The sequence below is a fragment of the Cupriavidus sp. D384 genome (assembly GCF_001652915.1).
Classification (GTDB): domain Bacteria; phylum Pseudomonadota; class Gammaproteobacteria; order Burkholderiales; family Burkholderiaceae; genus Cupriavidus.
The window spans coordinates 81,904-101,407 of the sequence record NZ_BBQI01000012.1 but is presented as its reverse complement, the minus strand read 5'-3'; the positions used below and the strand labels follow the sequence as shown (position 1 = coordinate 101,407).

Genomic DNA, 19,504 nt, shown 5'->3' with positions numbered 1-19,504 from the left:
GATGACGAGCGCACGTCTTTCTCGCCGCTACGGCGAATTTATTTCGCAGACACGTTACGACCGTATTCCCGCAGAGGCCTTGGAATACGGGAAGATGCTGATCTCTAGCACTCTGGCTAGCGCCGCTCTGGGGTCCACACTGGAATCGAGCAGAATCATTCGCTCGCTGGAAGTGGGTCGCGGTGGTCATCCGGAGTCGACGGCCTGGTTCGGACATTGGGAAACGATGCCGGCCGTCGCTGCGGCACGCATAAATGCCCTCATGAGCGATGCGGCGGCATCCGATGACAGTGACCTTAGAAACATTGTTCACAGCGGAACGCAAGCCTGTGCCGCAGCTCTCGCGATCGGCGAGAAGATCGGTGCGGCAGGGGCGGAAGTCGTAGCAGCGGTCGTCCTGGGCTATGAGGTTGCGGGGAACATCAATACCGCCATGATTGGGGGGCTGCAGAGGAAGGGCTTCCATGGGTGCGTGGTGGCCACCTTTGCCGCCGCCGCCGCCGCCGCTCGGCTCTTGAAACTCGACAAAGAAGCCGCAGCACACGCTTTGGCGCTAGCTGCAACTTCGATGGGTGGCTTGCATGCGGCTGCGGCAACCAGTCTCGCCCGTGAGTATCACGCGGGAAACGCGGCAATGATGGGTGTCAACAGTGCGCTGGCTGCGCAGTTGGGGTACACCGCAGAGCTTGCTACTTTCGAAATGAAGCGAGGCTTCTTCGAAACATTGGGCGTGAACCCAAAAGCCGCAGACGTTATCGATGAACTGGGTGATAAGTGGTGCATCCTTACAGAGCTCGGCATCAAACTGGTTCCAGGCGGTTCCCCCTTCCATGCCGTCGCGGAGGCAGCTGCAAATGCAGCGCGCGTAGGTAATCTGGACGTGATGGACATTCGAAAGATTGAGTTCACGCTTCCGGACTACCCCTTCCCTGGGCCTAAGCATCCAACTGACCTTATCGGTATTGCACACAGTCCCTTCTATTTCGCGGCCGCAGGCGCGGCAGACCGGGACTACAACTGGGAGCACGCGTTTCCGGAAAAAATCCAGGATCTGAGAATTCGCTCGCTGTTTGACAAAGTCTTCCGTGAGGACGCTGAGGTTCCGGATAAGGCCAAATATAAGAGCGGAGCAATCGTCCGTATCGAAACCGTAGACGGAAGGACAATCGAACAGCACGTCAGATACCCAAAGGGTGCCGCGTTGCGCGGAGTCACCTGGCTTGAGATCGAAAGCAAGTATGGATCCCTCATGCCGCACGGCGGAGTGGATCCACAGCAAGTATCAGAGTCGCTCGAAGCCATCCGCGAGTTGGAAAAACTCTCGGACATTCGGAGACTTATCGACACCCTTTGGCCAAGCAGGGCATAGCGGGCGAACCCGCTGCAAAATAATTACAGGAGACAAAATGACTAACGCTAACAAACTGCACGCAGCTTTGTTGTTCGCCGCAACGCTGTGCGCGCTTCCTCTCGCGCACGCGAACGACCCGTACCCATCACGCCCGATTAAGGTTGTTGTTCCCGTATCCGCAGGCGGGTGGGGCGACATTACCACGCGAATCGTTGCGATGCGACTCGGCCAGGAGCTCGGCCAGCCCGTCGTGGTTGAAAACAGGCCGGGGGGTGGCGGCTTGGTTGGCATTCGCTATACAAAGGCGGAGGCCGCGGACGGATACACGTTGATGTCCACGGGAAGTACGCTTTCGATCCAGCATGCACTTTCGCGAGAGACTGGAATTGACGCGATCAAGGACTTTGCCTCTGTCGGCTCGATGGTCCGATCGCCAGCCGTGGTCGTAACGGGCACCAGTACCGAATACAAGACGTTGGGTGACGTGTTCAAGGGCGCAAAGGCCAGTAAGGGCTCCATCAGCTATGCATCGGCCGGCGTCGGAACCACCACGCATATCGCCGCCGAAATGATGCTGAAGCAGGCGGGCGTTCAAATGCTTCACATCCCGTACAAGGGGAACGGCGCCGCGATGCCGGACGTGATTGCGGGGCGCGTGAGCTTCATGGTCGATGCCTATGGCAGCAGCTCGTCCAATCTGGGGGGCGGAAAGCTGAGAGCGCTGGCCGTCACTTCGCAGGATCGTCTGAAACTACTGCCAAATGTGCCAACGGCAGCTGAACAAGGCTTGCCAGGGTTTAGCTACTACTACTGGTTAGGACTTTTCGCACCTGCCGGCACGCCCCGAGAGGTAGTCGAGAAGATATCCTCGGCCCTTGCCAAGACTATGAAGGATCCTCAGCTGGTTGAACGGCTTCAGGCGGACGGCACCGAGCCATACTTCAACACTCCCGCTGAGTTTTCAGCGTTCGTTCGGAAAGATGTCGCAGATACGACGGCTCTGATCGAGAAACTGAAGATTCAGAAGCAGTAAAAGACGCCGCTGACCGCGGCCTGCAGAAAGCAGCCAGGGACGAGTATCGGACAATAAGGAGCAGTGACGTGTTTCACGGATCAAGTCAGAATTTGAGCTCAGTTGATGCCGGAGAGAGCAAGGCGATTGCGACCACCATGTTCTCGCTTTGCAGCCTCATGACTCTTGAGGTCATCGCAATGGGACTCAAGGCCGGGCTCGCGCTACCACCGATGCTTGACGCCATTAACGGAAGTAGTGGAAGAAGTCATTTTACGGAGCATCGGCTAGCGGGCCTCGCGAGCCGACGTCCGGTGTGCGAAACGCCGCTGCTGTCGGAAATGTTTGATGGTGTTCGTCGTGCGATTCAATTCTCCGAACGGCATGGGACTGCTCTCCCACTCGCATCCACGGCGAGCGGACTGCTATCGATTGGCATCAATGCTTTCGGCGTTGACGGACGTCTGGACAGTTTGTTGGCGCTCACCGCGTCTATGGCGGGCGTAAGCAGGGAGGCTTATGACCGTTCTCCGCGAGTGGCGGGACCCGAGAGCAACGCGAACGCTCGAAAGCCGAGAATTGGTTATGTTGGCCTCGGCGCAATGGGGTCCGCATTGGCTCGGCGCGCGCGTACGGCCGCAGAGCAGCTCTTCGTCTTCGATGTAGTCCAAGAGCGGATGGACGAGCAAGTGCAGGGAGGTGCGACAGCGGCGGCAGACATGGCATCGCTCGCGCGTGAGAGCGACGTCATCATGCTCTGTGTTCCCACTTCGGCGCACGTCAAGCAGATCTTGCTTGGAGAGGGCGGGATGCAAAAGGGCCTATCTCCTGGGAAAGTAGTTATCGACCAAACGACGGGGAGCCCATCCGACGCACGTGCATTGTGTCAAACGCTTAACCGGATGGGTGTCGGCTTCGTTGATGCGCCTGTCGCAGGAGGACCAAGTAGCGCTGACAAGGGAACGCTTCTTGCGCTCTGTGGCGGCTCCGTGGATGACTACTCAAAGGTGTACGGGCTTCTGCAAACCATGGGTCGAAGCATCTACTTCGGCCAGACGGGTAGCGGACAAATCGCGAAGCTTGTGAAGAACGCGACGGGTGCCTGCAACCGATTTATTTGCTACGAGAGCATTGCGCTGGCGCAGCGTATAGGCATCGACCTGCAATCTCTTCTTGAACAGACAAAGGGCACGGACGCTTGGACGGCAGCGATTCAGCGGATCGCTGATGCTAAGCGAACTGGTACTCCCACTGCAATCATCACGGCCGAGTTGTTCTATAAGGATCTCCGCCTCGTCTCGGAGTTGGCAGCATCAGTCGGTGTCCCCATGTTTATTGCCAATGCGGTTAGAAACCGGGTTGAGGCGCTAATCAAGGAGATTGGCCCTGAATCGAACATTGATGAGCTTGGAAGGGCGTACGGATTGTGAGGTAAACCCGGTGCCGGACGTTGCGTATGGGCCTATACTTTTTCCGTTCCAAACTACTTGGGGGTGGACATGAAAGTAGAAGGACAGTGTCATTGCGGTGCCATTCAGTACGAGGCAGAGGTCGATCCCGGAACGATCTCTATTTGTAACTGTGCGGACTGTCAGATGCAGTCCGGTTCAGCCTTCCGTGCAAACATCCCTGCTTCTTCAGCCACTTTTCGTATTACGAAGGGTGCCCCAAAGAAGTACCTCAAAGTCGCTGACAGCGGTGCCAGACGGATCCATGCGTTCTGCGACAACTGCGGTGGCCCCGTGTATGCATCCGCCGAAGTTGATCCACAAAGCTACTCGCTTCGTTTGGGCGCTCTGAAGCAACGCTAGGAGCTTGGCAGGCCTTACAGGCAAATTTGGACCAAACGCCGATTTGCCTGGATGCCTTGCATTGACGATGTGGTGGAGTTTGACGGGCAACCGTAGGCCTACAAATGCACGGCACTCATGTGTAACTCTACCTATGAACACAACGGACGCCAAAAGCAGCAGTGAAATCATGGCAGCTGGGAACCCACGTGCCCATGAATATTACAAGCATATGCGTGAAGAATTGGCCAAGGCGGAAGGACTTGACAAGAAGACTTACGAGACAGTAATCGCGGTCCAGTTCGCGTTGTTAGGCAAGGAGGTGCAATTCAAGATCCACGCGATCCGTTTATTTGCCCTCGGCTTGCCTAAAGAGTATCTCCAGTCTGTTGTACTTGTTGGGCTTGGTCTCACCGTCATCATGTGTGATGCGGCTCGTGCGCTGACTTGGACGGAGGAAGCTTACGACGAGTTCTTGGCCAACAAGCCGCGTTAGGAAGTGTGAGTGTCGCTCGCCGCAGCGGATTTAGAGCTCATCTGATGCGTGGGATCCGATCTGGAAGACTGCTTCCCACGTGTGTCAGTCCCCGGTGTGGCGGCGACGGCGCTAACGTGGCCGACAATTTGTTGCATCCGCTATGATGCTGAAGTTTGGAATGTGGCGCCTTGTAGGGGGGCGATGGAGAAACTTCAAGCATGCATACGAGCCGGTCAGACGTAGCCGATCTCATATACTTTCTGGCGATTGCAAGGCATAGGAGCTTCAGCCGAGCAGCTGTTGAACTCGGCGTGAGTGCGTCGGCGTTGAGCCATGCATTGAAGGGCTTCGAATCCCGACTCGGAGTTCGTTTACTGAATCGCACCACAAAAAGCGTGACTTTGACGGCTGCTGGTGACGCTCTGGCTACCTCGACGAGCATGCCAATCGTAGCAATTGACGAAGCGCTCGAGACCTTAAACAGATTCCGAGACGCGCCCACCGGTCGTATTCGAATCAATGCAGCTGTAGAGGCAGCAACCCTGCTTATCGGGCCAGTCTTGCCAACTTTCGTGGACCGCTATCCTGACGTCGAGCTTGATATCGTAGCCAGTAACCGAATGGTTGATGTCACGCAGGGCGGCTTCGACGCTGGTATTCGCTATGGCGGAACGGTCCCAGAGGACATGATTGCGCAACGCCTTTCAGCGAATATCCGCTGGATCGTCGCAGGAGCTCCAAGCTACTTGGAGCGATTCGGCATCCCGGATCATCCCAGTGACTTGGTCGAACATCGCTGCGTGAACATCCGCCTTGGCGACGATCGAATATACCGCTGGGAATTCGAGAAGGGTGATGAGAAATTGGCCATCACCGTACCACGCATGGTAATCGTCGACCACGCGGAGACCGGGCTTGTCGGCGTTCTCGGCGGCATGGGCCTTATGTATCTCCCTGAACCGTTTACAAGGAAGTATGTGGAAGATGGACGGCTTCGGATTGTCCTCGACGATTGGGCGCCCACCGAGTCGGGATTTCACATCTACTATTCAAGTCGGCGTCAGATGCCAACAGGGCTGCGACTGCTCATAGATCTAGTGAAAGAGCTGGCACCGTTAGGGCTGTAGGTTGGAGTCAACAACCACCCTAATGCCATCGATGTGCGCCGCCGAGAATCACCTCCGCGCAGCACTTCATGGGATCGGGATTACTCCTGGAACGATATAGACGTTGGACGTGCCTGCCTGGTGACGTATTGGTTTGATTGCTTCGTACGCCGGGGAGTTGTACCAAGCCCGAGCCTGGTCGACACTGTCGAATGCAATAATAATCAGTCGACCATTGGGCGGCGTGCCTTCGAGTGGTTCCAAGTTGCCCCCCCGCACGATAAATCGGCCGCCGAACGGCTTGAACGTAGCTTCGACACGCGCACTATAGGGTTGAATCGCCCCCGGAACGGTCGGCTCGAACTCCGCAATGTAGTAGGCCATCGATTGGTGCTGTTCGGGTGTCTGTGCATGCGTGACGGCGACCGGTAACGCACTTAGGAGCGCGAGGCCGGCAGGAAAGAACAATCGGATTTTTCTCAGTTTCATGGATTTTTCTCTTCGCGAAGAGCGACGATCTAGGTCCTACTTCGCGCTAAGTTGGACCGGCGTCGTCTCAATCAGTCGGCGCGATCGAATCATCGACTTGGTCTCCTCGACATATTTCTTGAAATGAGGGGACGCGATGTGCGAAAGGTAGGCGTTTTCGCTCGCGTAGATCTCGAAGAAGTGCAGGCGATGCGGATGATCCTTCTCCGCTACGGAGTAGATTGCGATAACGCCCGGCTCATCGCGCGCCGAAATTTCGATTTCTTCCTTGACGATCCGTGTGTACTGCTCCAAGCGCGCAGGATCAATTTCCAGTTGGGCAATACGTACCACCGTCGCGGACGGGTTGCCTTGTGCGATAGCGCTCTCGGGCGCTACGACAGAAAGCAGAGGTACGCAGGAAAGCAAACCAAGAAGTTTCACGGTCGATCTCCGGTTGTGAAAGTTCAAGTATCTGTTGGTTCAATGCCCAAGCTGACGATAGCTGTGGCGAGGGCCAGTCCGCCTGCTAACAGGAGGCTCGTACGAAAGCCTTCCTGGAAGTTTGGCGTTCGCGAGAGCAGGGAGCCGAATGTGGCTACAGACAAGGCGCCACCGACTTGGCGACTCGTATTGAAAACGCCGCTAGCAGTGCCGGCAAGCGAGCCGGGTACGCTGCCAAGCAAAACTGAAGCCATCGGTGGAGCGACTAACGGCCCTGATAACCCCACCAAAGCCATTACCGCTCCGATCAATGAGGCAGGCGTCGATGGTGGTAGAAGGGCAACAAGACTCAATCCGGCAGCCATCAATGCGAGACCTGTGGCGATGACTCGGCGTGAACCGAACCGCGATGCCAGGCGTGTGCTAAAGGGAGTGAGGAGGAGCCCAATGAGCATCATCGGCAGGAAGGTCATACCGGTCGCAACAGGGGATAGACCTCGCTGCTGCTGGAGGTAGAGGCTCATGAGGAAAGGCAAACCGAAGTAGCCGACCATAAAAGTGAAGCCGACCATCATCGCTATTTTGGGGTTGCGAGGACGGAATAGGCTAGGCGGTACCATCGGGTGGGCACTGCGCAGTTGCAGGAAAACAAAGGCAGCCAGGGACACGGCGGCGATAGAAAGCGACAGGTTCGCCAATGGCCAGCCACCGTCGGCAATGCCCATCTCTATTGCGCCGAACGTGAGAGCGGCCATGGCGACGACTGCTGTGACTTGTCCCCAAAGGTCGAAAGGGGCAAGCCGACGAGGGGATCGGCATACATGCCTCAGCAGGCCCAGCGCGGCAAGTCCAGCGGGAATGTTGATAAAGAATACCCACCGCCAATTGACGGCCGCCAAAAACCCCCCAATTACTGGCCCGGACGTGGAGGCAACTGCACCTCCCATCGCCCAAAGGGCGATCGCATGCGCGCGCTGGGTTGGCTCTTCATAGCCTTGCCGAATTAGTGCCATGGACGACGGCATCATTAAAGCGGCACCGAGCCCTTGAAGAACGCGAGCCGCAATCAAGACGTGAAGTGTTGGAGCGAGCCCGCAGGCCAACGACGAGAATATGAAAAAAACCAATCCTACGCCGAACCCTAAACGTGCTCCCAGGCGGTCCGACAAAGCTCCCGCCGAAAGCAAGAGAGCAGCGAACGCCAGCGTGTAGCTATCCAAGACCCATTGCAACCCGCGCATGTCAGCGTGGAATTCTCGACTCAACGTCGGTAAGGCGACGTTAACGATGACGGCGTCCAGCGTGATAATGAAGAACCCTGAAGCTGCCACTATCAGAGTTGACCATCTACGCTGTGAAGTGCTTTGCGGAATCACTTGGTGCCAGTTGCGGTGGCAATATGTCGGTCCAGGGCCTCGCGAGCACGGCGAGAGTTATCTGCGCCCACGCGCTCAGCCAGAACCTCGGTGACTTGACGGAGTTGTTTCTCAGTCAGACCCACATTCATGCTGATGCGCATGTGCGCCTGCAACTGCGACTCGGCCCCAGTGATGGACGACAACATGCCGACGGTGGCGAGCTCGCGACTCTGCCAATCAAGATTGTTGCGTTCAAAGATGTCACCGAACAAGTGCGACTTGAGGTATTCGTCGATGGCCGGGGCAAAGTCGAAAAGCGGACCTTTAACAGGTGCGCCAGATAGCTTCGTCTGATTCGCCGTTCCCGCGGCAAGCAGTTCGTCGCCCTTAGGAATGGGAGCGCTTGGCTCTCCGCCCGTGGAGTCCTGAACTCCGCGCTGTTTTCGTGCCTCCACGACCTTCATCAACTCGGCGAGAGCGTTAAGACTCCTAGGAAATCCAGCATACGCATATAGCTGCACAAGGATCTCCTTGGCGTCGCTAATCGTCAGCCCTCCATCCAGACCTTGGTTCAACGCGGAGTTGAGACTGCCGATGTCTCCGGCTGCTGCGAGGGCTGCGATCGGAATGATGGCTTGCTGGCGGGCAGTCAAGGTTTCAGAGATCGCGGAGGTGGTAGTGTTCGATTGTCCTTGATTCATTTTTCGAGATTCCTGCGCATATGCGTTTCGTTCGGCAACCATCCAGGAGGACGCACACAGCACAACGCCTAGTGTTGTCAGCTTAAGGTACTGGGAGCGATTCTTAGCGCGCGTTGTATTGGTCATCTGTGACTTTCTCCATCCAAGTGACGTTCTTCCCTTCGACATTCCCCGTAATCGCTAGGTGGGTCATCGCCGCTCTGGCGGAAGCGCCATGCCAATGCTTAACTCCAGGTGGGCACCACACTACATCGCCAGCCCGAATTTCCCGGATAGGCTTTCCCCATTCTTGCGTTAGGCCGACGCCGGAAACGACCCAAAGCCGCTGGCCGGCAGGATGAGTGTGCCAAGCCGATCGAGCGTAAGGCTCGAAAGTGACAAGGCCGCCTGAGGCATTGATATTCTTGTCGGCGGGCCAGACGGGTTCAACGCGCACGCTACCAGTAAAGAAATCGGGTGAGCCCCCGACCGTGCGTTGAGTTCCTGAAGGCGTGATCTGTTGAGATTCACCCGGCTCGTTTGCGTGCGCCTGGTTTGTAGACGCAAACACGGCGAGAAATGCGGCTGCATACGCAACGGGTTTCGAGATGAGGTCCATAATCGTTCTTTTCACAGTGCCTGTTGAACTCCAAGTACAGTGCTTCTTCAACCTATCCGTTTTCTATCGTTTAAGGAGTAAGCACTTGTCCACTTACGGCTTTGGTGCTAGTGCGCTGTGAATCCGCCGTCGATGGCCAGGGCGTGACCGATGACAAAGGTCGACGCGGAGCTACAAAGCCATAGAACCGCGTCTGCAATTTCCTCTACACGACCGAGTCGACCGATGGGTTGCTCTCGGAGGATCTCTTTCATAGCTTCTGCCTGGTCCGCCAACATCGATGAGACCATCGGCGTGTCGAATGTCCCTGGGCAAATCGCGTTGATGCGAACTCCCCGCGGCGCGTACTCAAGTGCCGCGCTTCGAGTTAGACCAATGACCCCGTGCTTAGATGCATGGTACGCAGCACGGCCGGGAAGCCCGACTAAGCCGCCTAATGACGAGCAGTTGACGATCGCACCTCCACCTTGCGCTCGCATCTGCTTCAACTCGTGTTTCATGCACGCCCACACACCGCGTAGATTGACCGCGTTGACGTTGTCGAAGTTTGCGACGGGTTCGTCCGCTGCATCGAAGGGAGGTACCTGTATTCCGGCATTGTTGAAGGCCGCATCCAAGCGACCAAACGTCGAGACAGTCCGTTGCACCATTGCCGAGACTTGCTCTTCATCAGATACATCACAGGTGACTGGCAGAACACTGTGACCAGCCGCTGTTAGATCGCTCACAGCCGCCGCAAGTGCTTCGGAGTTCGAATCGGCTAAGGTCACCGCAGCGCCGGCCGCGGCGAATGCTTGGGCAGTTGCCAAGCCCATTCCTGACGCAGCACCGGTAACCAGCGCTACTTTCCCCGAGAAATCGTAAGTTACTCTGCCCATGAGCTTCTGAAGGGTTGCCAAGGTTGATAGATTTCGAGCGCGGGTAGGGGAGCAGAGATTTGACTCCGCTTGTTTAAGGAACTCCGCGGAGTCCTACGCAGCAACTGGCAATCCATCGAGGTACTTGTCTATAGTGATGGGGTACTGTCGTACGCGTACACCAGTGGCGTTGTAGATGGCGTTTGCAATGGCAGGCGCAACACCTGTTAGGCCCAACTCGCCGATTCCCTTCGCCTTCAGCGGGGAGATCGCAAGATCGACCTCATCAACGAACAAGGCTTCGAGGTGAGGTACGTCTGCATGGACGGGGACTTCGTAGCCTGCGAGGTCATGGTTGATGAACAATCCGTGCTGTTTGTCAACGACCATCTCCTCCATAAGCGCCGCCCCAATACCCATCGTCATACCTCCAATCACTTGGCTGCGTGCAGTCTTGGGATTCAGAATTCGGCCAGCAGCGCATACGGCGAGCATCCGCCTTACTCGCACTTCCCCGGTGAAACTATTAACGGCGACCTCAGCGAAGTGCGCGCCAAAAGTCTGGATGGAGAAGCGCTTTGCCAAGTCGCCGTATTCCATGCTGTCTTCCGCAACAAGCGCTCCCCCCGAGGTAGCTTTCAGAAGCGCAATGCTTCTGTTGCCGAAACGAACTTGACCGTCGACAAACTCGGTCAACTCGGGGTTAAATCCTAAGTGGCGTGCAATACTGCCCCGCAGTTTCATACACGCCGCGTATACGCCGGCCGTTACGGAAGGTGCTCCCTGCTGGCCACCGGATCCCGGCGTTTCAGGAAAACTTGAATCGCCTAGCTTTACGATGACCTTGTTGAGAGGCAAGCCCATCATTTCGGCCGCTGTCTGTTGCACGATCGTGTAGCTTCCGGTGCCGATGTCCGTCATGTCGGTTTCGACTGTGAGGATGCCGTTTGGGTCGAGCTTCACGCGAGCGCCTGCCTTTGAAATGGGAGCGCCTCGAATAGCGCTGGCCATACCCAAGCCAATGAGCCAGTGGCCTTCTCGAACCTGACCGGGCCTGGCCTGCCGTGCCTTCCAGCCGAAGCGGTTCGCCCCTGTGCGTAGACATTCAACAAAAGGGCGGGATGAGAAGGGGCGCGACGGTGTTTCGGGATCAACTTGCGAGTCGTTCGCTATCCGAAACTCAACGGGGTCCATGCCGAGCTTTTCGGCCATTTCGTCCATGGCGATTTCTAATGCCATCAGCCCTGGTGCTTCGCCCGGCGCCCGCATGGCGTTTCCTTCCGCCAAATCGAGTATTGCAAGACGGAGCTGTGTCATGCGGTTGGCACCGGCGTACAGTCCTCGTGTGGAGAGTGTTGTTGGCTCAGTGCGACCACCCGGAAGGTTTCCGGACCAGCTCTCATGGCCGACGGCAGTGAGCCTCCCATCCCGCTCTGCGCCCAAACGAATGCGTTGAATCGTTCTGGGTCGGTGAATGGTGGTGTTGAACATGAGAGGGCGCTGAAGAGCTATCTTCACTGGCCGTCTCACTATCCGCGCACATACGGCTGCGAGCACAAGGTCGCATTGCACCGTGCCCTTCCCACCAAATCCCCCGCCGATGAACGACGAGATTAGCCGAATACTCTCACGGGGAATGCCGAGAATGAGACCAAGATCACGGGTACCCCAGTTCATCTGCTGGATAGAGGTCCAGCAAGTCAACTTATCGCCTTGCCAAACGGCAACCGTGGCGTGGGGTTCCATCATGGCGTGCGCATGGTCGGGAACGGTATAGGTCTCGTCTACCTTGAATGGCGATGCTGCGTAGGCCTGCGCAAAATTTCCGACCCATGTTTCGGGTGGGCCTCCGAAAGGCATTTGACGTGCGACGGGGGCACTCTTCAATTGCGTGGCGAGATCGAACTGACCGCGTTCTTCGATGTATTCAACATGGATCAGGGAGGAGGCCGCCCTAGCTTGCTCGAAGGTCTCTGCCACCACAACCGCAACCGGTTGATGATAGTGGTCCACATTCGGCGCAGCCATCATCCGCTGAACGTAGAATTGTCCCACGCCAAGGGGACCGGCGTTTTGATAGGTTACAACTGCTATTACTCCCGGTGCAGACTTCGCCCGATGGGTGTCAATGGAGCGAATGCGACCTTTTGCGATGCTGGCGCCGAGAATGTATCCATAGGCGATCCCAGTAGCAATGCGGTGGTACTCATAGGCGTAGGTTGCCGTTCCGGTCGTCTTGAGCCTTGCCTCGTATCGGTCGTGTGACTGACCGATGATCGCCATCCGATCTGTCGGATTTTTCCCTGCCGGAGTATCAAACTTCATGGTTTAACCTCTCGCGTTTGCCATCACGTAGGCTAGAGTGCGTTCTACTAGGGGCAACTTGAACCCATTTTCTTGGGTTGGCTGGGCACCGGCCAAGAGTTGTTGCGTGACGGCCTTGGGCCCGTGGGCCAGGAGTTGCTCCGCTGATTCGAGGCGCCAGGGCTTCGGAGCGATGCCACCGACCGCTACCCGACCTCTTCCGTCTTCGTGAATGATTGCTGCTACTGAAACGAGCGCAAATGCATACGAAGCTCGATCCCTCACTTTGTGATAGAGATGCTTGCCGCCAACGGGCGGAGGAAGGGTGACGGCAGTAATCAGCTCGCCAGGCTCAAGGTTTGAATCTATGTGTGGGGTGGTACCCGGGAGACGGTGAAAGTCGGCGATCGGTATAGTTCTGTACCGGCCGTCCGCGCGAACCGTTTCGACCGATGCATCCAAGGCTCGCAATGCAACCGCCATATCGCCGGGGTTTGTCGCGATGCAGCTAGAGGTCCCACCGATGACAGCAAGGTGTCGACTAAATCCGCTGATTCCGCTGCAACCAGACCCTGGGATCCGCTTGTTGCAAGGCATGTTGGTGTCGTAGAAGTATGGGCAGCGAGTGCGCTGCAGTAAGTTGCCGCCTGTGGTGGCCTTGTTGCGCAGCTGACCCGACGCGCCGGCTACGATAGCGCGCGAAAGCAGGCCATAGTCACGACGAACCTTTGGATGGCTAGCCAGTTCGGTGTTGGTGACTAGCGTGCCTATTCTCAGACCGCCCTCGGCGGTGCCATCGATGGTATTCAGGCCAAGATCCTGTACGTCAACGAGGTGCGTCGGTGTCTCAATCTCGAGTTTCATGAGATCAAGCAAGTTGGTACCGCCCGCGATGAACTTTGCGCCTGTACGCGAGGCCACAGTCCTCGCCGCGTCCGCGGCGGTTGTCGCGCGTTCATAGGTGAATTCCTTCATCCGTTGCTCCCCGTTACATCCCTGATCGCTTCAGCAATGTTTGAGTAGGCGCCGCAGCGGCAAATGTTGCCGCTCATCCGCTCGCGGATCTCCAGGTTGGTCGCTTCGGGTGGCACGGCCAGGTCCGCTGTGACATGGCTTGGCACCCCCGCCTTGATCTCATTCAGTACCGCAACCGCCGAGCAGATTTGACCAGGAGTGCAGTATCCGCATTGATAGCTGTCATGTTTGATGAAGGCCGCCTGCATTGGATGAAGCGTCTCGGGAGTTCCGAGTCCCTCGATCGTCCTTACATCATCGCCTCGGTGCATGACGGCGAGACTAAGGCAGGAGTTGATGCGCACGCTGTTGACGAGCACGGTGCAAGCACCACACTGACCGTGGTCACAGCCCTTCTTCGTTCCAGTCAACTTAAGGTGTTCTCGCAAGGCGTCGAGCAGGCTCGTTCGAGGATCGATATCAATGTTTCGACTGATCCCATTTACCCGGAAAGTGATCGGATACGTGGTTGAGCCTTCGACGGAAGGTTGCTGAGTGTCATTCATCGGCGTACTTTCCTTTGCGTCAGCCGACCTCATAGGGAGAAGCGGGGCCACAACGGATGCAGTTCCAATGACCAGAACGTCGCGTCGGGTCACTTTGATTTGGTCGGATTCGTCCATACCGCCTTACTCCTTCGCTGTGGAACCAGGGCCAGATCTCGACAGGTAACCTTAGCTTGCCAATTGGGCAGATCTCGTCACCGGCTCCATGCCGCAGTTGGCTCTGGCAATCCTGGGCACCTTTGGCCCCCAAGCATGCAAAGTTAACTCAACGAACGGGACCTTGTTAAGGTCCTCTGGATGCATGCAGTTGTGAGAGAAATTCAATAATGGCGTTTCCGCCAGCGTGAATCAGCACGGGCGAGAGCATCGCGTAGCGGTCCTTGCAACCCTTGCCCTGTTCGATGCGCAGAGTCATGCGTTCACTATCGATATCGGTCACCTTCAATGCCACCACTTCGCTGGCGCGCAAGCCGGCGCCATAGGCGACCGCGAGCGCGGTCTGGTGCTTCAGGTTCCCAGCGGCCGCCAGCAGCCGGCCGACTTCGTCGGGACTGAGTACCACGGGCAGGGTGCGGGGTACTCGTACCGGACGCATCTTGGCCATGCGTTGGGCATCGCCGAGGGTCACTTCGAAGAAGAACTTCAGTCCCGTGATCGCCGCATTGAGCGATACCGGGGAAATACCGTGGTCGACCAGATGGACTTTGTAGCGCCGCAGGTTCTCGGTGCTGGCGGTGTCGGGCGCATGGCCGAGAAAGGCCGTGAACTGGCACACGGCGTGGACGTATTGGCTTTGGGTCTTGTCCGAAGCTTGCGCATGCGCATGTCCTCGATCATGCGCTGGCGTAGCGGGCTGACGGTAGGTGTCGCGACTGACATGGCTGTGCTCCTGTCGAGAATCGAGGCGAGTTACCTCGGTTCTCAACTTAGAAAACAGCGCAGGCGCTTCAGTCACTTCGCACGTTTGCCGAAGGGTTACCGCGCAGCGGTTTAGTCCTCCGACCCAATTGAGACGACCGTGCCATTGTTGCGGAGTGGCTGGAAGTCCAAACATAGCCGTCCCTTGCGATTCTCCGCAGCGGACGCGGAGCCAGGATCGGCAGGTTGCTCCCCGCGTCTATTGCTCCAAGGCTTCGTCGTATTGCATGGCGCTCACACGCTCCATCCAATCCACTGCCTTTCCCTCCATTGCCTCGGTAATCGCGATGTGCGCCATGGTGGAAGAGGCTGTCGCACCATGCCAGTGTTTGGTATTGGGTGGGATCCAGACGAGATCCCCCGGCCGCATGATCTGGACCGCCTCGCCCCATTGCTGGACAAAGCCCATCCCGGCGACGACAAGAAGGGTCTGCCCGAGCGGGTGCTTGTGCCAGGCCGTTCGGGCACCCGGTGCGAATGTAACTGTGGCGCCTCCCACGCGCGCGGGCCGGGGCGCTTGGAAATGTCCGTCGATGCGCACGCTGCCCGTGAAGTGGGCGGCACTGCCGTCAATCGACGGCTGAGAGCCAGGTGGGGTGATCGTGACCATTCGGGACCGTATCTCAGGTGTCATGGCCATTGGTTCCTCATCAGGTAAGACGTTGAGCGGAGGACTTGGAACAGGCGAAGGTTGCATGGGGCTTATCAACAAAATGCTTGCGCGTCGCGCGCACCAAGCTGAACAATAGCCGGAACATTAATGAAATGCGTTCATAGCGCCCTTCGCGACGCCAGGCTGCATTTTTCACATAGAGCTGCCATGCCCCGCCACAATCTTAACGATCTGCTTGCATTGGTCACCGTCGCCCGGGAGCGGAGCTTCACGCGCGCAGCAGCGCGCCTCGATGTCACGCAATCCGCGCTGAGCCACACCATCCGCAATCTGGAGGCGAGACTGGGTGTGCGGCTGCTGACGCGGACCACGCGAAGTGTGTCGACGACCGACGCGGGCGAATGGCTGATCCGGTCCATCGGCCCCAAATTCGAGGAAATCGAAGCCGACCTGTCCGCCGTGGCCGAACTTGGCGAACGCCCGGCCGGCACTATTCGCATTACGTCCGTCGACCATCCGATCGATGCCATCATCTGGCCACGCCTCGCCAAGGTGCTTCCGCACTATCCGGACCTCAACGTCGAGTTGACGGTCGACTATGGACTTACCAACATCGTGGGCGATCGCTACGACATCGGCGTACGATTTGGCGATCAGATCGAAAAGGACATGATTGCCGTGCGCATCAGCCCCGATGTGAAGATGGCCATTGCGGGGTCACCCGCATATTTCAAGGGCCGTGAAAAGCCGATGACACCGCGCGACCTTTTATCGCACCGATGCATCAACCTGCGCCTTTCCACCAGCGGCGGCCTCTATGCGTGGGAACTGGCGAAGGGATCCAAGAAGCTGCAGGCGCGTGTGGAAGGGCAGGTCATCTGCAATAGCGTCAACCAGATGCTCAATGCGGCCCTGGATGGCTTCGGGCTGGTGTTCTTGCCGACGCCGGTCATCCAGTCGTACGCGGAGAAGGGGAAACTCATCAAGGTGATGGAGGACTGGTGCCCGACGTTTCCGGGCTATCACGCGTTCTATCCGAGCCGCAGGCAGTCATCGCGCGCGCTCAAGATCGTGATTGACGCCATCCGGCACCGGCCGGATGACGTCGCGGCGACTAAGCCTGCGAAAGCTGGTCACGGATAGGCAGCGCCCGAATCCGTGTTCCTGTTGCCGCAAATATCGCGTTGCACAGCGCCGGTGCGACGGGCGGCACGGGCGGCTCGCCCACACCGCCGGGCGGCACGCTGAAATCACCACCCACCATCCACGTATGGATGGCCCGCGGCGCCATGTGCGAGCGCAGGATCTCGAAGTCGTGGAAGTTGCTTTGCTGGACGCGGCCGTCCTTGAACGATATTTCCCCCAACGTCGCCAGGCCGATACCCATCACGGTTCCACCCTCGACCTGCGAACGGATGCGCTCGGGGTTGACCTGCGGCCCGCAATCGATGGCCACGTCCACGCGCGGAATGGTGATCTGGCCCTTGCCATCCACGGCCACTTCCACAACGGTGGCCACGTACGTCACGAAGCTATATGCCATGGCAATGCCAAGCCCATGGCCTTTGGGCAGCTTGCGGCCCCAGTTGGCTCGGCGCGCGGCTTCCTCAATGACGCCGCGCATGCGGCCCGTGTCGAGGTGATACACGTCCGGCGATTCGTTGTAGTTCCAGGTGTCCGTGAGTGTCGAAGGATCGATCTTGCGCGGCGGGCCGATCAGTTCCAGCAGATAATCCTTCGGATCGCGACGCGCCTGATGTGCCAGTTCGGCAACGAAGCTCTGGACCGCAAACGCGTGCGGAATATTGGACACCGAGCGAAACCAGCCGATGCGTGTGTGCGCCGGCACGTCAGCGGACTCCAGCCGGATCGACGGGATCTGGAACGGCACGTTGATGGCCGTCATGCCCGCCTCAAAGGCGGCCTTGCCCTCCGCGCCAACCTTGAACGTCGAGGTGATCGTCGGCGCCGCGGACCTGTGAAGCCAGGCAGCAGGCTTGCCATTGGCATCCAGCACCGATTCCATGCGCTCGACCGACACCGTGTGGAAGTAATCGTGGTGAATGTCGTCGTCACGCGTCCATTGCAGCTTGACCGGGGTGCCGCCGATCGCCTTCGACACCAGCGCTGCCTCGGAAATGAAGTCGGCCATCGACTTGCGGCCGAAGCCGCCGCCCAGCAGCGTGAGATGCAGTGTCACGTCCTTAGGATCGAGTCCGACGTGCTTGGCCACACTCTCCAAGGCTCCCTGAGGCGCTTGCGAAGGGGCCCAGATCTCGCATTTCCCGTCAACGAAACGCGCCGTTGCCACGGGCGTTTCCATCGATGCATGCGCGAGATGCGGAATGTAGTACTGGGCCGACACCTTGCGCTGGCGGCCGGCAGCCGACAGCGCGGACAAAACGTCGCCATCGTTGCGCAACGCCTTGCCGGGCTGTCGCACCGCAGCTTCGAGCGTGCGGCGGAACACGGCGGAGTCATAGTTGGCATTGGCACCATCGTGCCACTCCAGCTTGAGCGCCGCGCGGCCCTGCATTGCCGCCCAGGTGTTGGTCGCCACCACGGCAACCCCGCCAACGGGATTGAACAGCGGCGGGCCGTCGTAGCCCTTCAGCTCGACGACGCGCAGGACACCGGGAACCTTTAACGTGTCGGCGCTATCGACCTTGCGCAGCTTGCCACCGTAGACGGGTGGTCGGGCAATGACGGCGTAGACCATGCCCGGCAGCCGTACGTCGATACCATAGGTCGCCTTGCCTTGCGCAATATCCCGGCTGTCGGCCGGCATGATCTTACCCTTGCCGATGTAGCGGAATGCGTCGGGCTGCTTGAGGCGGAGTTGATCAGATTTCGGTACGGGCTGCTGCATCGCGGCTTCGGCCAGATCGCCATATCCGATCCCCCGACCGGTTGCCGCATGAATGACTTCGTGATTGCGCGCCTGTACCTCGGTGGCAGGCACCTTCCAGTGCGCAGCGGCGGCGGCTTCGAGCATTTGCCGCGCGGACGCACCCACGCGGCGCATTGGCGCGAGGAAATGCCGCAGGCTGCGCGATCCGTCCACGTTTTGGCTGCCATAGCGCGCCTCGTTGGCATCGGCCTGAACGATCTTGACGCGGCTCCAGTCTGCCTCCATCTCGTCGGCGACAACCATCGGCAGGCTGGTTCGTACGCCCGTGCCCATCTCTGCACGATGCGCCACGATGGTCACGGTGCCATCCCGGGCAATCGAGACAAACACCAGCGGATCGTCCACGACACCGCCCGGCATCGCTGCGCCGCCGTACTTCTTCTCGGGTTCGGCCGCAGCGGCGTTGGTGATCAGGCCGCCGAATTGGTGAGACAGCGCGAACACCGCACCTGCCTGCAGGATGCGGCGGCGTGCAGGTTGTTCGAGTGTTTCGAGGTCGGTCCATGTCATGCCGTGGCTCCCGTCTTGTTGGCCGAAAGGCGTGACGACGCCAGCTTCACCGCAGCATTAATGCGCGTGTAGGTGCCACACCGGCAAAGATTGCCGCTCATTCCCGCGACGATCTGCTCGTCGGTGGGCTTCGGATTGGCTTTCAACAGCGCGGTGGCGGTCATGATCTGGCCCGCCTGGCAGTAGCCGCACTGGGCCACGCCCAACTCGACCCAGGCATCCTGGACGGCCCGGCCTACGTGATCCGAATCCATCGATTCGATCGTGCGCACGGGCTTGGTACCAATTGCCGAGATCGGGGTAACGCAGGAGCGAATGGGTTGACCATCAACATGAACGGTGCATGACCCGCATAGCGCCATGCCGCAGCCAAACTTGGTTCCAGTGAAGCCCAAGGCATCGCGGAGTGTCCACAGGAGCGGGGTGTCAGGGGAGAGGTCGACCTCATGAGTCTGGCCGTTGATGTTTATCGTTGTCATGAACGGATGAGAGGGCGGGGGATCGCGGAATGGTATCGGATAGAGGAGATGCCGATTACGCGCCTTGGCTCATTGCCGTCATGAGG

At 58.4% G+C, this 19,504-nt stretch carries 18 protein-coding genes and 2 pseudogenes; 7 read left to right on the top strand and 13 right to left on the bottom strand.

Annotated elements, in window-relative coordinates:
• Position 1: 1 nt before the first annotated feature.
• From A9J21_RS06065 to A9J21_RS06045, 6 genes and pseudogenes are all read left to right on the top strand, one after another.
• The gene (locus A9J21_RS06065; RefSeq protein WP_197497463.1) at positions 2-1,369 is read left to right on the top strand and encodes an MmgE/PrpD family protein; all 1,368 of its coding nucleotides are present in this window, start codon (positions 2-4) and stop codon (positions 1,367-1,369) included.
• A gap of 37 nt (positions 1,370-1,406) precedes the next feature.
• Positions 1,407-2,384 carry a tripartite tricarboxylate transporter substrate binding protein gene (locus A9J21_RS06060; protein WP_066732919.1) on the top strand — a complete coding sequence of 326 codons (978 nt, stop codon included), beginning with the start codon at positions 1,407-1,409 and terminating at the stop codon, positions 2,382-2,384.
• Between the two features lie 68 nt (positions 2,385-2,452).
• Positions 2,453-3,793, top strand: coding sequence for an NAD(P)-binding domain-containing protein (locus A9J21_RS30775; protein WP_156545704.1), 1,341 nt, complete (start codon positions 2,453-2,455; stop codon positions 3,791-3,793).
• Positions 3,794-3,862: 69 nt separating this feature from the next.
• Positions 3,863-4,270: pseudogene (locus A9J21_RS32240) on the top strand (GFA family protein).
• 37 nt (positions 4,271-4,307) lie between these two features.
• The gene (locus A9J21_RS06050) at positions 4,308-4,649 is read left to right on the top strand and encodes a hypothetical protein (RefSeq protein ID WP_066732910.1); all 342 of its coding nucleotides are present in this window, start codon (positions 4,308-4,310) and stop codon (positions 4,647-4,649) included.
• Between the two features lie 200 nt (positions 4,650-4,849).
• Positions 4,850-5,758, top strand: a complete 909-nt coding sequence (locus A9J21_RS06045; RefSeq protein ID WP_066732909.1) for a LysR family transcriptional regulator — start codon at positions 4,850-4,852, stop codon at positions 5,756-5,758.
• A 66-nt stretch (positions 5,759-5,824) separates the two neighbouring features.
• Here A9J21_RS06045 and A9J21_RS06040 read toward each other — a convergent pair whose 3' ends face one another.
• The 11 genes and pseudogenes from A9J21_RS06040 to A9J21_RS05990 all read right to left on the bottom strand — a co-directional run bounded on the left by A9J21_RS06040 (position 5,825) and on the right by A9J21_RS05990 (position 15,515).
• The gene (locus A9J21_RS06040) at positions 5,825-6,226 is read right to left on the bottom strand and encodes a DUF1330 domain-containing protein (protein ID WP_066732907.1); all 402 of its coding nucleotides are present in this window, start codon (positions 6,224-6,226) and stop codon (positions 5,825-5,827) included.
• 36 nt (positions 6,227-6,262) lie between these two features.
• Positions 6,263-6,649 carry a putative quinol monooxygenase gene (locus A9J21_RS06035; RefSeq protein WP_066733107.1) on the bottom strand — a complete coding sequence of 129 codons (387 nt, stop codon included), beginning with the start codon at positions 6,647-6,649 and terminating at the stop codon, positions 6,263-6,265.
• A gap of 23 nt (positions 6,650-6,672) precedes the next feature.
• The gene (locus tag A9J21_RS06030) at positions 6,673-8,025 is read right to left on the bottom strand and encodes an MFS transporter (protein WP_156545702.1); all 1,353 of its coding nucleotides are present in this window, start codon (positions 8,023-8,025) and stop codon (positions 6,673-6,675) included.
• A complete protein-coding gene (locus tag A9J21_RS06025) occupies positions 8,022-8,708 on the bottom strand; it encodes a carboxymuconolactone decarboxylase family protein (RefSeq protein ID WP_066732906.1) in 687 nt (228 codons plus the stop codon). Before A9J21_RS06025 ends, A9J21_RS06030 begins: the two co-directional genes overlap by 4 nt.
• A 103-nt stretch (positions 8,709-8,811) precedes the next feature.
• On the bottom strand, positions 8,812-9,306 hold the full coding sequence (locus tag A9J21_RS06020; RefSeq protein WP_066732905.1) for a cupin domain-containing protein: 495 nt from the start codon (positions 9,304-9,306) through the stop codon (positions 8,812-8,814).
• Positions 9,307-9,413: 107 nt separating this feature from the next.
• A complete protein-coding gene (locus A9J21_RS06015) occupies positions 9,414-10,184 on the bottom strand; it encodes a glucose 1-dehydrogenase (RefSeq protein ID WP_066732904.1) in 771 nt (256 codons plus the stop codon).
• Between the two features lie 93 nt (positions 10,185-10,277).
• Positions 10,278-12,488 carry an aldehyde oxidoreductase molybdenum-binding subunit PaoC gene (gene paoC / locus A9J21_RS06010; RefSeq protein ID WP_066732903.1) on the bottom strand — a complete coding sequence of 737 codons (2,211 nt, stop codon included), beginning with the start codon at positions 12,486-12,488 and terminating at the stop codon, positions 10,278-10,280.
• A 3-nt stretch (positions 12,489-12,491) separates the two neighbouring features.
• Positions 12,492-13,442, bottom strand: a complete 951-nt coding sequence (locus A9J21_RS06005) for a xanthine dehydrogenase family protein subunit M (protein ID WP_066732901.1) — start codon at positions 13,440-13,442, stop codon at positions 12,492-12,494.
• Entirely contained in the window at positions 13,439-14,104 is a 666-nt protein-coding gene (gene paoA, locus A9J21_RS06000) for an aldehyde dehydrogenase iron-sulfur subunit PaoA (RefSeq protein WP_082926255.1), read from the bottom strand. The genes A9J21_RS06005 and paoA overlap by 4 nt, the downstream gene beginning before the upstream one ends.
• A gap of 229 nt (positions 14,105-14,333) precedes the next feature.
• Positions 14,334-14,866, bottom strand: a pseudogene (locus A9J21_RS05995) (tyrosine-type recombinase/integrase); the annotation flags it as partial.
• Between the two features lie 238 nt (positions 14,867-15,104).
• The gene (locus A9J21_RS05990; protein ID WP_307188103.1) at positions 15,105-15,515 is read right to left on the bottom strand and encodes a cupin domain-containing protein; all 411 of its coding nucleotides are present in this window, start codon (positions 15,513-15,515) and stop codon (positions 15,105-15,107) included.
• A 210-nt stretch (positions 15,516-15,725) separates the two neighbouring features.
• Here A9J21_RS05990 and A9J21_RS05985 point away from each other — a divergent pair, with 210 nt between their 5' ends.
• On the top strand, positions 15,726-16,661 hold the full coding sequence (locus A9J21_RS05985; RefSeq protein ID WP_066732899.1) for a LysR family transcriptional regulator: 936 nt from the start codon (positions 15,726-15,728) through the stop codon (positions 16,659-16,661).
• Here the strand turns inward: A9J21_RS05985 and A9J21_RS05980 are convergent.
• On the bottom strand, positions 16,633-18,939 hold the full coding sequence (locus tag A9J21_RS05980) for a xanthine dehydrogenase family protein molybdopterin-binding subunit (RefSeq protein ID WP_066732897.1): 2,307 nt from the start codon (positions 18,937-18,939) through the stop codon (positions 16,633-16,635). The two genes, A9J21_RS05985 and A9J21_RS05980, sit on opposite strands and share 29 nt — an antisense overlap.
• A complete protein-coding gene (locus tag A9J21_RS05975; RefSeq protein WP_066732895.1) occupies positions 18,936-19,418 on the bottom strand; it encodes a (2Fe-2S)-binding protein in 483 nt (160 codons plus the stop codon). Before A9J21_RS05975 ends, A9J21_RS05980 begins: the two co-directional genes overlap by 4 nt.
• Positions 19,419-19,504 lie beyond the last annotated feature (86 nt).

Bases quoted from the DNA above. Each gene is read 5' to 3' on its own strand.
- A9J21_RS06065 (WP_197497463.1), top strand. From the start codon at position 2: ATGACGAGCGCACGTCTTTCTCGCCGCTACGGCGAATTTATTTCGCAG.
- A9J21_RS06060 (WP_066732919.1), top strand. From the start codon at position 1,407: ATGACTAACGCTAACAAACTGCACGCAGCTTTGTTGTTCGCCGCAACG.
- A9J21_RS06050 (WP_066732910.1), top strand. From the start codon at position 4,308: ATGAACACAACGGACGCCAAAAGCAGCAGTGAAATCATGGCAGCTGGG.
- A9J21_RS06045 (WP_066732909.1), top strand. From the start codon at position 4,850: ATGCATACGAGCCGGTCAGACGTAGCCGATCTCATATACTTTCTGGCG.
- A9J21_RS06040 (WP_066732907.1), bottom strand. From the start codon at position 6,226: ATGAAACTGAGAAAAATCCGATTGTTCTTTCCTGCCGGCCTCGCGCTC.
- A9J21_RS06025 (WP_066732906.1), bottom strand. From the start codon at position 8,708: ATGAATCAAGGACAATCGAACACTACCACCTCCGCGATCTCTGAAACC.
- A9J21_RS06020 (WP_066732905.1), bottom strand. From the start codon at position 9,306: ATGGACCTCATCTCGAAACCCGTTGCGTATGCAGCCGCATTTCTCGCC.
- A9J21_RS06015 (WP_066732904.1), bottom strand. From the start codon at position 10,184: ATGGGCAGAGTAACTTACGATTTCTCGGGGAAAGTAGCGCTGGTTACC.
- paoC (WP_066732903.1), bottom strand. From the start codon at position 12,488: ATGAAGTTTGATACTCCGGCAGGGAAAAATCCGACAGATCGGATGGCG.
- A9J21_RS06005 (WP_066732901.1), bottom strand. From the start codon at position 13,442: ATGAAGGAATTCACCTATGAACGCGCGACAACCGCCGCGGACGCGGCG.
- paoA (WP_082926255.1), bottom strand. From the start codon at position 14,104: ATGGACGAATCCGACCAAATCAAAGTGACCCGACGCGACGTTCTGGTC.
- A9J21_RS05990 (WP_307188103.1), bottom strand. From the start codon at position 15,515: ATGGTCACGATCACCCCACCTGGCTCTCAGCCGTCGATTGACGGCAGT.
- A9J21_RS05985 (WP_066732899.1), top strand. From the start codon at position 15,726: ATGCCCCGCCACAATCTTAACGATCTGCTTGCATTGGTCACCGTCGCC.
- A9J21_RS05980 (WP_066732897.1), bottom strand. From the start codon at position 18,939: ATGACATGGACCGACCTCGAAACACTCGAACAACCTGCACGCCGCCGC.
- A9J21_RS05975 (WP_066732895.1), bottom strand. From the start codon at position 19,418: ATGACAACGATAAACATCAACGGCCAGACTCATGAGGTCGACCTCTCC.